We start from the raw sequence: 13,839 nt of genomic DNA, 5'->3' as shown, positions 1-13,839 counted from the left end.
CGTCGCCCCGGCCCGTCCTCCTCGTCCCCGTCCCCGTACCGGGAAACCCACACCGCTGAACGACTTACGCGTACCCACGCAGCCGTACGTCACGGCGCCCGCCGACCGGGCGCCGTGTCGTGATCCCCCCATGCCCACGACCAGAGGCTCCCCATGCTGCTCGCCGCTGACGCACCACCGGAGACCCCGCCCCACACAGGCGGTCTGCTGCTCCTGATCGACGGCACCGCCGGTCTGCTGACCGTCGCCGCCCTCGGTATCGTCCTGCTCCTCTTCCTGATCATCAAGGTCAGGCTCCAGCCCTTCGTGGCGCTGCTCGGCGTCTCCATAGCCGTCGGCCTCGCGGCGGGCCTCTCCGTCACCGAACTCTTCGGTACGGTCCAGAAGTCCGCCGCCGTCTCGATGATCGAGACCGGGATGGGCGGCATCCTCGGCCATGTCGCGATCATCATCGGACTCGGCACCATGCTCGGCGCGATCCTCGAAGTGTCCGGCGGCGCCGAGGTGCTGAGCGCCCGGCTGCTGAACCTCTTCGGCGAGAAGCGCGCCCCGCTCGCCATGGGCGTCACCGGTGTCGTCTTCGGTATCCCGGTCTTCTTCGACGTCGGCATCTTCGTGCTCGCGCCGATCGTGTACGCCGCCGCCAAGCGGTCCGGCAAATCGATCCTGCTGTACGCGATGCCGCTGCTCGCCGGGCTCTCGATGACCCACGCCTTCCTGCCGCCGCACCCCGGCCCGGTCGCCGCGGCCGGACTCTTCAAGGTCGATCTCGGCTGGGTCATCCTGATGGGTGTCATCGTCGGCGTCCCGGCCGTCCTCGCCGCGTGGGCCTACGCGGCCTGGATCGGGAAGCGCATCTTCGTCGACGTCCCGCAGGACATGGTGGAGGCGGCGGAGGAGGCCAAGGCCGCGGTCGCCGCCGAGCAGCGCGCCTCGGGCGTCACCCCCAGGGAGACACCGGTCGCGCTCGGCACGGTCCTCGCCATCATCGGCACCCCGCTGATCCTGATCCTCCTCGCGACCTTCTCGTCGATCGCCCTCGGCCCGTCCACGGGCCGCTCGGTCATCGAGTTCTTCGGCCACCCCTTCGTGGCACTGACGATCGCGCTGCTGCTCGCGTACTACCTGCTGGGCATCAGGCGGGGCTGGTCCCGCAAGTCCCTGGAGACGGTCTCCACCGCCTCGCTCAAGCCGGTCGGCAACATCCTGCTCGTCGTCGGCGCCGGCGGTGTGTTCGGCGCGGTCCTCAAGGGCAGCGGGATCGCGGACGCCCTGGCCGACACCTTCAACGACGTCGGCCTGCCGGTCATCCTGCTGGCCTGGCTGATCTCGGTCGTCCTGCGCGTCGCCCAGGGCTCGGCGACGGTCGCGATCGTCACCACGGCCGGTATCGTCGTGCCGCTCGTCGAGGGCCAGGACCTCTCACAGGCGCATCTCGCCCTGATCATCATGGCGATCTCGGCGGGCTCGATCTTCGCCTCGCACGTCAACGACGGCGGGTTCTGGATGGTCGCGAAGTACTTCGGCATATCGGAGCGCGACACCCTGAAGTCCTGGACGGTCCTGGAGACCGTGCTGTCGGTGGCGGGCTTCGTCGTGGCGGCGCTGCTGAGCCTGGTCATCTAGGCATGTGCCGCTGAGCCCGGTCATCCGGACGTGTCGCGGAAGCAGCGCCTCCGCCCCCGCGGGCGGACGGCGCTGCTTCGGACGTACGTGTTCAGACCTGGCCGTTGAGTCCCTGGGCGGCCTGGGCGATGACGGCCGCCACGACGGCCGGGCGGGACACGCAGACGGATTCGGGCCGCGGACGGATCCGTCGGCCCGCACATCCGCGATGACCGACGAGCGGATTCTCCACACCTGGCCCACACCCCCGGCGTAGCCGCCACGATCGCGACGCACGAACCGTCAGGTGGGGATGGGCTTGGTCTGGGTGCAGTTCTTCCACTCGACCCAGGGCCGGGCGCCGCCGTTCTTGGGGCCGGTGGCGTAGGTGGGGTCGCCGGTGATCGTCTGCCCCTTGGATTCGTGGGTGATCTCGATACCGAAGAGCTTGAAGCCGAGGGAGACCTGTCCGGCGGAGAGGCCGAAGCCGATGCCGAGCGAGGCGTTCCACCAGTCGGTGTTGGCCTTGTAGTCGAGTCTGCTCAGTTTTCCCTTGTCGTGGAGGAGCCGTTCGAGGGGGCTGGCGTCCGAGTCCGGTACTTCGGCGGCGTCGGAGGGGGAGGGCAGCGGATTACTGGCCGGGTCGCCGTTTCCGCGCAGCCAGTCCTCGACGGTGATGCTGTCGGCGTCGTTGTCGAGGATGAGTTCTGCCGACTCGGTGTGTATCTGTGACTTGGTGTTTCCGCCACCGCCGCCGACATCGATGGTGACGGGAAGGGGACCGGCGTTGGCGCCTCCTTCGACCTTGACGCCGGTGCCCTCCCCGGCTTCCTGGCTGGTGGTGATCAGCAGCTTCTCCGGGTGGTGCGGGTCGCCGTTCTTCTCCTCCTCGTCGTAGGCCGCCGCGTCGTAGGTGACGGAGACCTGCTGCATCTTCTCGCCCGTGGCGACCCCCAGCGCGCCGGCCGAGCCCTTGACAGTGAAGGTGTAGATGAAGGTGATCTTCCCGGCGTTGGGTCCGCTGTGGGAACGCATGACCACGACGTCCTCGGTCATCGTGCCGGAGGCCAGCTCGCCGGAGAATTTGCCGCCCTTGCCGCCCGTGAACTTTCCGCCGAAGCTGACGCTGCCGGATGCCTCGGTCGAGGTCTTGGTGATGTCGACGTCCGGCGCCAGCTCCGGTTCGAGATCGGGTTTCTTGGAGGCCGCGTCCTGTTGGCACGCTCCCATCGCCGCCCCGGGGTTGTAGCCGCTCTGGTAGCGGCAACCATCGTTTTGCTTGAGGTACGCGGCGAACTTCTGTGCGTCCGCGAGGTTGGCCGCCAGATCCGCCTGGGGATCGCCGCTCTTGTTCTTGTTGAAGAGCCACTGCCCGCCGCTGCCGCTGCCCGCCAGGAATGTGCCGCTCAGCTTGGCGCTGCCGCCCCAGTCCTTCAGCCCGGGGATGCCGGCGGAGATGCTCGCCGTGACCCCGCCTCCGGTCTCGGTCACCCGCTCCAGGGTGACGGTGCCGTCGGACCACTGCTGGAGCTTGACCGTCTCCGAGGTGCTGATCTTGATGAAGACCACCTGGATGACGACGGTGTCCTTGGTCTGGTCCTGGGACAGCAGACACCGCGCGGGCTCGAACGGGTCGCCGTTGGGTACGAACGGATCGCCGGGACCCCCGCCTCCGCCGTTGCCTCCGTCCCCGTCCCCGTTCCCGCCGTCGCTCCCGTCGCCCGCGTAGTCGCCGGAGGAGCACGCCTCGGCCCCGCTCAGCGGGTGAAGTATTCGGCACACCGCGCTCTTCAGCCCGGTCGCCTCGTCGGCGGGCACGCTCAGACCGACGATCGCCGCCACGACCAGTGACACGACACCGACCATCGCGGCGTACTCGGCGCCACTCTGTCCCCGGTCGCTCCGTCCCCCACCATGCCCATGCCTCTGCCCATACCAACTGTGGAACCTACCGGCGTACTTCACGTGTTCTCCCAGCTCACGCCGTCGTCGTGCCCCCCGAGCGGGCAGCAGCCTAAGGACGGGGCCAGGGCCTATACGCAGGCCCACGGGCCCACGCAGGGGCCCAGTCGGGGCCGCCCTGAAAGGTGTTCACTTGCCGGTTGATCAATGACTCCCTCGGGGCCGCCTGTTGTCCTCCGTGCAGGCCCCGGGTCCCGTCCTCGCGATCGGACTCCCGCCACCGAACCCTCACCGCAGGCCCTCTTGCGCGATCACCGTCACCCCGCTTTGGTGACTCGGGTCACGTACGGAGACAAGCGGGAGGCGACGACACGTATGACAGACACCATGGACACCGGCACGGATGAGGCCGTCTCCCGTCCGCGCAAGTCGAGTTGGACGTATATCGGCCCCGGCATCGTCGTGGCGGCGACCGGTGTGGGCGCGGGCGATCTGGTCGCCACGCTCATCGCGGGCAGCAAGTTCGGCTACACCCTGATGTGGGCGGCGGTCATCGGCTGCGTCGTCAAGATCTCCCTCGCCGAGGCCGCCGGCCGCTGGCATCTCGCCACCGGCCGCACCCTCTTCGAGGGCTGGCGCAGCCTGGGCCGCTGGACCACCGTGTATTTCGCGGTGTACGTCGTCGTCTGGGGCTTCGTCTACGGCGCCACGGCGATGTCCTCCAGCGCGCTCCCGATCGTCGCGCTCTTCCCCGACGGGCCGGGGCTCAAGACATGGGCGGTCATCACGGGCCTGATCGGGCTCGTCTTCGTCTGGTTCAACCAGTACGCCGTCTTCGAGCGGGTCATGACGGTCCTGATCGGCGTGATGTTCGTGGTCGTCGTGTACGTCGCGATCCGCGTCGTCCCCGATGTCGGCGCGAGCTTCGCGGGCCTGCTCCCGGTCCTGCCGGACGGCTCACTGCTCTACACGCTCGGCCTGATCGGCGGGGTGGGCGGCACGATCACCATGGCCGCGTACGGCTACTGGGTCAACGCCAAGGGCTGGACCAACACCGGCTGGATGAAGGTCATGCGCCTCGACAACCGGGTCGCGTACATCACCACCGGCCTCTTCGTCGTCGCCATGCTCATCATCGGCGCCGAACTGCTGCACTCCTCCCAGATCGCCCTGACGAAGGGCGACCGCGGCCTGATCGACCTCGGCACGATCCTGGAGGACCGCTTCGGCGGGACCACGGCGAAGCTGTTCCTGGTCGGCTTCTTCGCGACGTCGTTCTCGTCGCTGATCGGGGTGTGGCACGGCGTGAGCCTGATGTTCGCGGACTTCGTGGAGCGGATCCGCAAGGAACGCGTGGGGGCGGCGGCGGACGAGGCCGGGAAGACGACGGAGGAGGTCGCCTCCGGCGAGCGCGAACGCTCCGTGCCGTTCCGCGCGTATCTGCTCTGGCTGACCTTCCCGCCGATCTCGCTCCTCTTCCTGGACGAGCCGTTCGGCCTGGTCGTCGTCTACGGGGTGCTGGGCGCGTTCTTCATGCCGTTCCTGGCGCTGACGCTGGTGTGGCTGCTCAACTCGTCGCGCACGCCGAAGGAATGGCGGAACGGCATCCTGAGCAATGTGATGCTGACGGCGGCGGGGCTGCTGTTCGTGGTGCTGTGCGTGCAGCAGGTGCGGGACATTCCCTGGTAGGGGGTCAAGGCTCGCCTCGGGCGGCGTTGATGATGTCGAGCCATGCCTGCGTGTCGAGCGTGTACGGATGCTCGGGACCGATTACGCGCCTTCGTACGGAGAGTATGGCCGCCATCTCGGCCGCCGCGAGGTCGTGGTGGCCTTGGTTGTACAGGACGCGGGCCAGGTTGTGGCGGATGGTGAGGGCGTCGGGGTGGGTTTCTCCGTGGGTGCTGAGCTGCGTGGTGAGGATGTCTTCGTAGATGGTGCGAGCCTGGTCGAGATCGCCTTGGTTGTGCAGGACGCGGGCCAGCTCGTGGCGAGCGGCGACGGTGTCGGGGTGGGATGCTCCGTGGATGCTGAGCCGGTTGGTGAGCATGTCCTCGTAGATGGTGCGAGCCTGGTCGAGATGACCTTGGTCGTGAAGGACACTGGCCAGGTTGTGGCGGATGGTGAGGGTGCCGGGGTGGGTTTCTCCGTGGGTGCTGAGCTGGGTGGCGAGGATGTCTTCGTAGATGGTGCGTGCTCGATCGTGGTGGCCTTGGAGATGGAGGACGCTGGCCAGATTGTGGCGGCACGTGAGGGCGTCGGAATGGTCTTCGCCGAGAGTGCCGCCCTGCCGGGACACCAGTTCTTCGAGCAGCTTTCTGGCCTGGCTCAGCTGTCCCTGGGCTCGCAGGCTTCCGGCCACCAGATTGGTTACCCAACAGGTTTCCAGGAACAGCCGGTCGTCGTCCGAGTCATCCTCGAAGGCCAGTGCGTGCACGGCATGCGGCGTCAGCGCCGACCACAGCGGCCACCTCTCCACGTCCTCCGGCTGACCCGTCTCGTCGCTTTCGGCGGCCTCGCCCAGCAGTCGCACATTCAGCGCGTACCGCCCCGGGCTCCCGTGCGCGTCCCGTACCAGGGGGTGCAGCGCGACCGTGTCCACCCCGTTCGCGGCGGCCAGGTCCACCAGCCCCAGCCCCGCCAGCGCCTGCAACGCGGCCCAGATCTCGGCCCCGCCGACCCCCTCGAACGCCTCGTCCTCGCCCAGGACCGCAGGGTCGGCCAGGATCAACGGCACCGGCGCGTCGGCGAAGTTGGCCAGGACCTCCAGCAGCGGCCGTACGCAGCGGTGACCGCGCTCGGTCAGCAGGTCCAGGGACATCCGCCAGATGCCCGCCAGCGCCGTGGCCGTGCCCGGGTGCGGGAATGCCCCGCCGTCGTCCAGCGACGCGCGGAACTCCGCGAAGGTCGCCGTCTCCCCGGCGTCCCGGAAGCGCGCCGGGCGTTGCCCCACGGCCGCCAGATAGCGGCCCACGGTGTTGAGCGCGAGCGGAAGCCCGCCCAGCCGCCGGGCCAGTTCCGCCGCCTCCTCGCGTGAGCCTGCCGTCGGCCCCGCGAGGTCCAGCAGGACGTCCGCGCCGTGTCCGTCGCCGAGAGGCGTCAGCCGGTGCAGGACCGCGTGATCGCCCCACGTGCCCGGCTGGCCGTCGCGGCTCGTGACCAGGACCAGCCCGCGCGGCGACCGGTGCGGACGGACGAGACCCGTGCCCAGCGCCAGCCGCCCCGGGCCGTCGAGCAGCCGCGCGTCGTCCGCGTTGTCGACCACCAGCAGCCAGGGCTCCTCCAGCGCCGAGAGCCGGCGCCAGAGCTGGTCGGCCAGTCGGCCGACGGCGATCTCCTCGTCCGGTACGCCGAGTTGGCGGGCCAGCGCGGTCAGGCCGCCGGTGAACCGGGACGCGTCCTGCGCGCCGATCCACCAGACCTGGTCGGTCTCCCGCTGGAGGCGGTGGGCGACGGACACGGCGACGCTCGTCTTGCCGACCCCGCCGAGGCCCTGGATCACATGGACCGCCCCGGCGTCCTGCTTGTGGCCCTCGTCCCGTACGACAGCGAGCAGCTCGTCGAGCAGCTCGTCCCGGCCCCACAGCGTGCGCCGGGAGGCCGTGCCGTGCGGGACCGCGAGAGTGATCTGGTCGCTCTCCCGCGTCGAGAAGCCGGAACCGGTCAGGCCTGGCCCGGCTCCGGCGCGGGAGGGTTTACCGGGGCGGGTCCGTTCGTACCGTAGAAGTGCTGGTTGATGACGCCCGCGGTGCTGCCGCTGCCGCCGCCCTTGATGTCCACCTTCTCGGTGGAGACCCAGGCGCCCGCGCCCGTACCCGTGATCGTGGTGCCGGGGCCGCGTGACGTCAGCTCGGCCCGCAGTTCGTCGCTGAACCTCTGGAGTTCCTGGGCGAGTTCGGCCCTGAGGTCCTCCGGCGCGGCCTCCAGCACGTCCACGAAGCGGTCTTCCCACCGGTCCGCCTGGCGCGTCTGCCCCGCCTCGTCCGACCCGTCCAGCTCCGCCGTCGTACGGTCCAGCCGCTCCAGCGTCACCCGTTCCAGCTCCGCGTTCCCGGAGCCCCGCCCGAACCAGCCCGCGACGCGCGTACGGAACGACTCCCACGCCTGCGTACCGGCGGCCGACGCCGCGCCCTCCACGACCGCGATCCCACCGGCCGCCGCTGCCGCCGTCACCGCCTCGGCCAACATGAATCCCCCCGGATCCCCGAATCCGAACTCCGTTGAATCTGAGGGTCCTTCTTACCGCAATTGCTCCGGCCCCGGACACACGGCAGCGCCGTCGGGTGGGGTTTCGACGGCGCTGCCGGCCCTGTGGGGGGCTCGGGGTGGTGGTGCGGTCTACGGTGTGACGGCCCTACGGGAGGCCGTGGACGTGCGGGCCGACCGCGTTCGACCAGGCGTTGCCCGCCGTCGCGTCCCAGTTGGTGGACCAGGTCATGGCGCCGCGCAGGCCGGGGTAGGTCCTGGACGGCTTGAAGGAGCCGCAGTTCGTGCCCTTGGTCAGGCAGTCCAGGGCGTTGTTCACGATGGACGGTGCCACGTATCCGCTGCCCGCGCCGCGCGTGGAGGCGGGGACGCCGATGCCGACCTGGGAGGGGTCGAGACCGCCTTCGAGCTGGATGCAGGCGAGGGCGGTGAGGAAGTCGACGGAGCCCTGTGAGTAGACCTTGCCGTCGCAGCCGAGCATGGAACCGCTGTTGTAGTACTGCATGTTGACGACGGTGAGGATGTCCTTCACGTTCAGTGCGGTCTTGAAGTACTCACCGGCCGTCGACTGCATGTCGATCGTCTGCGGCGCCATCGTCAGCACCATGCCCGCGCCCGCCTTCGCGGAGAGCTGGCGCAGCGCCTTCGTCATGTAGGTGGAGTTGAGGCCGTTCTCCAGGTCGATGTCGACGCCGTTGAAGCCGTACTCCTGCATCAGCGCGTAGGCGCTGTTCGCGAAGGCGGTCGCCGAGGCGTCGCTGTTGACGGAGATGCTGCCCTTCTCGCCACCGACCGAGATGATCACGGACTTGCCCGCGGCCTTCTTCGCGGCGATGTCCGCCTTGAAGTCGGCGACGGAGGCGTAGCCGACGGCCGGGTCGAGGTTGAAGGTGATCTGGCCGGGCGTGGTGGTCGCGTCGGCGAACGAGACGGCGATGATGTCGTACTGCGCCTGCACGTCACGGAGCTTCTGGACGGCCGCGCCGTTGTTGAAGTTCTGCCAGTAGCCGGTCACCGCGTGCTTCGGGACGCCGGGGCCCGGGTTGCCGCCGCCGCCCTGGGAGGTCCTGCCGGTCACGGTCGCGGACTTCGCGGACTCACCGGCCGCGTTGGTGGCGGTCACCTGGAAGTCGTACGAGGTGTTCGCGGCCAGCCCCGTCACGGTCGAGGACGTACCGCTCGCCGACTGGACCTTCGTACCGGCCCGGTAGACGTTGTAGCCGGTCGCGCCGGACACGGCGGACCAGTTGAGGGTCACGGACGACGACGTCACCGAGCCGACCGCCAGCCCGGAGGGCGCACCGGGTACCTGGGGCTCGGGGTCGCCGCCCCCGCCGCCGTCGGGGCCGAAGACGGACACGTCGTCCGCGTAGTAGGCGCTCTGGCCGTACCACCCGTGCGTGTAGACGGTCACGGACCTGGTCGAGGCGCCGGTCCTGAAGGTGGTGGTCAGCTGCTTCCAGCCGGAGCTGTCCGGAGTCCAGGCCGACACATCGGTGGTGCCCGTCCCCTCGGCCCCGAGATACGCGTACCCGCCCTGGACCCAGGCGCTCAGTGTGTACGTCGAGTTGGGCTGTACGGCGACCGCCTGGGTGCACTTGGCGTTGTCCTGGCCGCCCGGGGTGGCCCGGAGCGCGGCGGCGCCCCCGTGCACGGGAGATCCGACGGTGGCCCCACTGCCCGCCGAGCAGGTCCAGTTGGTGAGCCCGGACTCGAAGCCCGCGTTCTTGGCCACGTTGACGTCGGCGGCCTGCGCGGTGCCGGTGAGCCCGGTCAGGCTCAGCGCGCCGGCGGCCAGCACGGCCACCGTCCCGCCGATCCAGGTTCTGATACGTCGTCTGCCGCCTGGTGCACGTTCCACTTGCTGCCTCCGGCTGGGTTTCGGGGATGGAGGTACGTGAGAGGGGGAACGGTGGCCACCGTCGGGCGTAAAACTGGTCCAGACCAATCAAGTTGTCAAGACCTGTGGCAGCAGGTCGTACACGAAGGGGTGGGGCAGGGCCGGTCCGGAACCGTCCGTCCCGGGCCGGTCCGGAACCTTCCCGGGCCGGTCCGGAACCTTCCCGGGCCTGGTCTGTCCGGGCCGGACGCGCGTTTACGGAGCGTCCCCCGGCGCCTCGCCGTCCGCGAAGGTCACCACGAGGTCGGCGGCGGACCGGCCGGGGGCGACCAGGCGGGCGTTGGCCTCGTCGGACTCCAGGACGAAGCGCTCCGCCTCGGCGGGCGGCTTGCCGAACCGCTCGTGGCGGGCGATCAGCCGCCGTACCCGTTCCTCGTCCGCCAGATCGACCCACCAGGTCTCGTCGAGCAGCCCGCGCACCTCGCTCCAGGGGCCGTCCGGGCCGTCGTCCAGCAGGAGGTAGTTCCCCTCCGTGATCACGAGTGGCACGTCGGGCGGGACGGGGATGGTCCCCGCGACCGGCTGCTCCAGTTCACGGTCGAAGCCGGGCGCGTACACCGTCTCGCCCGCCCGCGCGGTCCGCAGCCGCCGCAGCAGTGCGGTGTAGCCGTACGGGTCGAAGGTCTCCGGAGCGCCCTTGCGGCCGAGGAGTCCCCGCCGGCGCAGTTCGGTGTCGGCGAGGTGGAAGCCGTCCATCGGGACCAGGACCGCGCGGTCCTGGCCGAGCGCACCGGCGATGTGGGCGGCGAGGGTGGTCTTGCCCGCGCCGGGCGGCCCGGCGATTCCGAGGATCCGGCGGTGGCCGGGACCGGCCGTGCCGCCCGTGTCGTTCGCACCGTTCGCGGCCAGGCGCCGCGCGCGCTCAAGGAGGTGCCGGAGTTGCTGGGGCTGCCGGAGCGGCCGGGCTTGCGGGGGCCGAGGGGGTCGCTGGGGAGTCATGCGCCGAGCGTATTTCGGCGGCCGCGGCCGGAACGTTCAGTCCTCCTGGAGCCGTTCCACCGCGTAGCCCGTCACGCACCCGACCACCAGCACCGCGTTCGACATCAGCAGCCCCTCGGCCGCCAGGTCCTGCCACTGGAGCGACATGTTCAGCGCCTGAGCGGCCACCGGCACGGTGAGGACCGCCGCCAGATGTTGCACCGTGGCGTCGCGGAACGGCTCGTGGTGGAAGCGTCCCGCCGCCCACGCGGCGACGGCGATGCAGACGGCGTTCGGCAGATGGATCAGCAGCAGACGGCCGGTGAACGTCTCCAGCTTCTCGTCCGAGGCCAGGTGGTCGTAGACCAGCGTGGCCTGGAGATACTCCGTGATGAGCAGCATGACGATGCCGGCCGCCCAGGCGCGCATGAGCGCGAAGACCGGCGCTCCGCCTCTCCCGTCCCGGCGCGTGGGCGCCCTCGGATAGTCGTACCGCGTCATCGCCTCTCGCCTCCGAACGGATGGCTGAACAGATCGCCGTGCATCAGATCCCCGTACTTCAGATCGTTCTTCAGATCGTTTTCGCTGTCGATTCATTTCCCGGATCGGACCGGGAGCCGCGGTGCCCCGGACCGGACCGGCCGGACCGGTCCGCACCGGCCCCGCTCAGATCGCCGTGAACACCAGCACCGCCGCGAAGCAGGCCGCCGCCAGCCCGCACCCCGTCACCAGCAGTACGTACTGCGCCACCGGCGGCCAGTTGCCGCGCCCCGCGACCGTCGCCGTGCGCTCGGGGGCCGCCGGGTCGTACGCCACCGTGACCTGCGAGCCCACCCGCACCGCGCCCGTCGCCAGATCCTCGAACTCGACGCTCCGCCCGTCCGGGGTGCGGAAGGAGAAGACGTACCGGCGCGCGTCCGAGCGGTTGTACGGCTCGCTCTCGATCCGTACGCACACACCGGCCGCCCGGCCGCCCGCCCGCAGCGCGCGTGTCACCGCCGCCAGCCGCCGGGCGTAGTGGGCCGCCAGCCAGCCGAACAGCAGGGTCATGCCCCCGAAGAAGACGTAGTCACCGCCCGGGATGTCCATGGTGGCCGCCTACTTGAGGGTGATCGAGTCGATGATCTTCGTCAGGTCGCCGTCGCCGAGTCTTCCCCTGGCCGCGTCGACCCGTACCGCGTAGGACTTCTTCGCGGAGTCGAGCCCGGCGACGATCACGCCCTTGATCCGGGAGCCCTTCTCGGTGAACTCGAAGTCGATGCGCCGCGCCTCCGCCCTGCCCTCGGGCCCCGCGACCTCGACCTCGCGCTGCTTCCCCAGCGTCGAGCCGAGGGCGATGCCCGCCTCGGCGCCGATCGCCGCCTCGTCCACCGAGTCGGCGTTGGTGAAGTCGAGCTGGACGGTGATCATCCCGACGTCCTCGCCGCCCTCGGTGAGCGTCGCCGCCGCGGCGTTGTACGTGCTCCGCTCGCCGGCGCTCTGGGGAGTGAAGGCGGGCGGGTGGGCGACCGTGACCGCGGAGGTCTTCAGCGTGCCCCAGCCCTCGGGCACCACGCCGGCCGTCGTGTCCGTACCGCACCCGGCCACCAGCGCGACGACGGCGGCGCAGGCGGCGGCGGTGGCGGAAGCGGCGGCCGGCCGGCGCGGTGTCCTTCCGCTTCCCGGGCCGCTCCCGCTCCTCGGGCCGCCGCCGACGCCGCCTCTCGGGCTGCTCCCGGTGCTTCCGCTGCTCGCGCTGTTCGGCCTGGTCGGGGTGGTGATGGCGGGTGTCCTCATGGCTGGTGTGCTCCTGTCGCCGGCCGGGTCAGTTCGCACAGTAGCTGTACGGAAGATAGGTGCGGCTGTCCCCATGGGGTGCCCCCAGGAACCGCGCCTCGTCGAGGGTCTCCTCCTTCTTCTCGGTGGAGACCGAGAAGCCGAGGCTGAGCCCCAGGTTCAGCTCGAAGCCGTACTCCGCGGCCTCCGTGTTTCCGGTGTAGTTCGTCCGGCTGGAGAGCCCCTCGTCGAAGAGGAGCCGCCCGAACGGATCGTCCGCGCCGGGGCGCTTCGTCGGCGCGTGGTCGTCGAACATGTAGGTGAAGGGCGCGGCGTTGTCGCCGTGTCCGTCCAGCCACTCCTGCGCGATCCGGCGCTGCTCGTCGCCGTCGGAGCCGGGCGGGATGACCACGGAGTTGGTGACGACCTCGATACCGGTGGCCCCGTCGGTGCCCTTCGCCCCGCCGCTGCCGCCGCGCTTGTCGTCGCCGTCCTTGCCGTTGTCCCCGCCGACCTTCACGCCGTCCTTCGTGGCGCCCTTCTCGACCGTGCGGGTCATGTCGATGCGCAGCAGCTCGCCCGTCTTCTTGTCGTGTGTGACGGTGATCGTGCCGGTCTGCGTGGTGGACGAGGAGGCCTCCCCGCCGAGGGGCCCGGCCTCGTACCCGACCTTGCCGCCGTACTCGACGGCCGCGCTGTACGTGTACGCCTTGGTGCCCTTGAAGCTGTTGTCGGTCCAGGTCACCTCGGGCGAGAACTTGAAGGTGCCGCCGAGGGTGGCGCTCAGCTTCTTCTCGTCACCCGCCGACAGCTTGAGCCCGCCCGCCGCGCTGGCCTCCAGGCCGACCTTGCCGTAGCTGATGTGGCGGTTGCCGAGCTTCTCCTCGATCCGGTCGCGCAGCTCCTCCTCCTTGGCCATCGGGCCCTTGCCGAAGAGGTAGAGGATGCTGTTGCCGAGGCCGCCGCCGCGCGCGTTGGTGTTGCGGTTGGCCAGCTCGTACGTCTTGAGTTCCTCGATGTCGTCACGGAACGACGCGGCCTGCTCCTCACTGTCGAAGACCCAGGTGTCGCCGTTGGTGACCTTGATCCCGGCGCCCAGCTCGACCTTGTCCGCGCCGAACTTGCCGATCTTCGCGCCCGGTTTCCAGTCCTTCTTGGCGGCGACGGAGGCGGCGTCGGTGAACGTCATCATGACCTGCTGGTCGTTCGCGTCAACCCTGCCGTCCTTGTTGAGGTCCTTGTTGGACTGGAACGTCGTCTGCTGGAAGCCGTACTCCTCGCCCCACTCGATGAAGAGGACCTTCGCCTTGGCGCCCGCCTTGTCGGTGACCGAGGAGATCTGGCACAGCGGCGGCTCGTAGTCGGCGTCGGTCCTGGGCGTGGCCCGGTCCTGGTCACCGCCGCCGCCCGCGTCGCAGGGGCCGCTGAAGGTGATCAGACAGCGCAGACCGTCCGCCAGGGTCTGGTCGACTCCCGTACCGACCAGCGCCCCGACGACGGCCGCCACGACCACGATCACGCCCGCGTACTCGGTGGCCGTGGCCCCTCGGTCACGA

General features: G+C 70.1%; 11 protein-coding genes. 2 read left to right on the top strand and 9 right to left on the bottom strand.

The window, feature by feature from the left end; genetic code table 11:
- Positions 1 to 153 precede the first annotated feature (153 nt).
- Positions 154 to 1,626: a gluconate:H+ symporter gene (locus tag CU044_RS22995; RefSeq protein WP_129770608.1), complete on the top strand. Its 1,473-nt coding sequence runs from the start codon at positions 154 to 156 to the stop codon at positions 1,624 to 1,626.
- Between the two features lie 282 nt (positions 1,627 to 1,908).
- On the opposite strand, the gene CU044_RS22990 is transcribed toward CU044_RS22995, so the two are convergent.
- Positions 1,909 to 3,459 carry a hypothetical protein gene (locus tag CU044_RS22990; protein WP_129770607.1) on the bottom strand — a complete coding sequence of 517 codons (1,551 nt, stop codon included), beginning with the start codon at positions 3,457 to 3,459 and terminating at the stop codon, positions 1,909 to 1,911.
- A gap of 423 nt (positions 3,460 to 3,882) precedes the next feature.
- On the opposite strand from CU044_RS22990, the gene CU044_RS22985 reads away from it, so the two are divergent.
- Positions 3,883 to 5,196: an Nramp family divalent metal transporter gene (locus CU044_RS22985; RefSeq protein ID WP_129770606.1), complete on the top strand. Its 1,314-nt coding sequence runs from the start codon at positions 3,883 to 3,885 to the stop codon at positions 5,194 to 5,196.
- A 4-nt stretch (positions 5,197 to 5,200) separates the two neighbouring features.
- Here CU044_RS22985 and CU044_RS22980 read toward each other — a convergent pair whose 3' ends face one another.
- The 8 genes from CU044_RS22980 to CU044_RS22950 all read right to left on the bottom strand — a co-directional run bounded on the left by CU044_RS22980 (position 5,201) and on the right by CU044_RS22950 (position 13,802).
- The gene (locus CU044_RS22980; protein ID WP_275670217.1) at positions 5,201 to 7,060 is read right to left on the bottom strand and encodes a tetratricopeptide repeat protein; all 1,860 of its coding nucleotides are present in this window, start codon (positions 7,058 to 7,060) and stop codon (positions 5,201 to 5,203) included.
- A gap of 107 nt (positions 7,061 to 7,167) precedes the next feature.
- Positions 7,168 to 7,692 carry a hypothetical protein gene (locus tag CU044_RS38705; RefSeq protein ID WP_165371955.1) on the bottom strand — a complete coding sequence of 175 codons (525 nt, stop codon included), beginning with the start codon at positions 7,690 to 7,692 and terminating at the stop codon, positions 7,168 to 7,170.
- 166 nt (positions 7,693 to 7,858) lie between these two features.
- A complete protein-coding gene (locus tag CU044_RS22975) occupies positions 7,859 to 9,571 on the bottom strand; it encodes a glycoside hydrolase family 18 protein (protein WP_345790148.1) in 1,713 nt (570 codons plus the stop codon).
- A 234-nt stretch (positions 9,572 to 9,805) separates the two neighbouring features.
- Positions 9,806 to 10,549 carry a nucleoside/nucleotide kinase family protein gene (locus tag CU044_RS22970; RefSeq protein WP_129770604.1) on the bottom strand — a complete coding sequence of 248 codons (744 nt, stop codon included), beginning with the start codon at positions 10,547 to 10,549 and terminating at the stop codon, positions 9,806 to 9,808.
- Between the two features lie 36 nt (positions 10,550 to 10,585).
- Positions 10,586 to 11,029: a hypothetical protein gene (locus CU044_RS22965; RefSeq protein ID WP_129770603.1), complete on the bottom strand. Its 444-nt coding sequence runs from the start codon at positions 11,027 to 11,029 to the stop codon at positions 10,586 to 10,588.
- A 165-nt stretch (positions 11,030 to 11,194) separates the two neighbouring features.
- Positions 11,195 to 11,617: a DUF3592 domain-containing protein gene (locus CU044_RS22960; RefSeq protein WP_129770602.1), complete on the bottom strand. Its 423-nt coding sequence runs from the start codon at positions 11,615 to 11,617 to the stop codon at positions 11,195 to 11,197.
- A gap of 9 nt (positions 11,618 to 11,626) precedes the next feature.
- A complete protein-coding gene (locus CU044_RS22955) occupies positions 11,627 to 12,304 on the bottom strand; it encodes a hypothetical protein (RefSeq protein WP_240045778.1) in 678 nt (225 codons plus the stop codon).
- A gap of 28 nt (positions 12,305 to 12,332) precedes the next feature.
- Positions 12,333 to 13,802 (bottom strand): hypothetical protein, encoded by a 1,470-nt coding sequence (locus CU044_RS22950; protein WP_240045777.1) that lies wholly within the window; start codon positions 13,800 to 13,802, stop codon positions 12,333 to 12,335.
- Positions 13,803 to 13,839 lie beyond the last annotated feature (37 nt).

The sequence above is a fragment of the Streptomyces sp. L-9-10 genome (genome assembly GCF_004151105.1).
In the GTDB taxonomy this organism is placed as follows: Bacteria; Actinomycetota; Actinomycetes; order Streptomycetales; family Streptomycetaceae; genus Streptomyces.
Note: the sequence above shows the minus strand (reverse complement) of the source record. Positions and strands in the feature narration are given on the sequence as shown.

What these genes read in the sequence shown, in the direction of transcription:
- CU044_RS22995 (WP_129770608.1), top strand. Translation starts at nt 154, where the DNA reads ATGCTGCTCGCCGCTGACGCACCACCGGAGACCCCGCCCCACACAGGC.
- CU044_RS22985 (WP_129770606.1), top strand. Translation starts at nt 3,883, where the DNA reads ATGACAGACACCATGGACACCGGCACGGATGAGGCCGTCTCCCGTCCG.
- CU044_RS38705 (WP_165371955.1), bottom strand. Translation starts at nt 7,692, where the DNA reads ATGTTGGCCGAGGCGGTGACGGCGGCAGCGGCGGCCGGTGGGATCGCG.
- CU044_RS22970 (WP_129770604.1), bottom strand. Translation starts at nt 10,549, where the DNA reads ATGACTCCCCAGCGACCCCCTCGGCCCCCGCAAGCCCGGCCGCTCCGG.
- CU044_RS22965 (WP_129770603.1), bottom strand. Translation starts at nt 11,029, where the DNA reads ATGACGCGGTACGACTATCCGAGGGCGCCCACGCGCCGGGACGGGAGA.
- CU044_RS22960 (WP_129770602.1), bottom strand. Translation starts at nt 11,617, where the DNA reads ATGGACATCCCGGGCGGTGACTACGTCTTCTTCGGGGGCATGACCCTG.
- CU044_RS22955 (WP_240045778.1), bottom strand. Translation starts at nt 12,304, where the DNA reads ATGAGGACACCCGCCATCACCACCCCGACCAGGCCGAACAGCGCGAGC.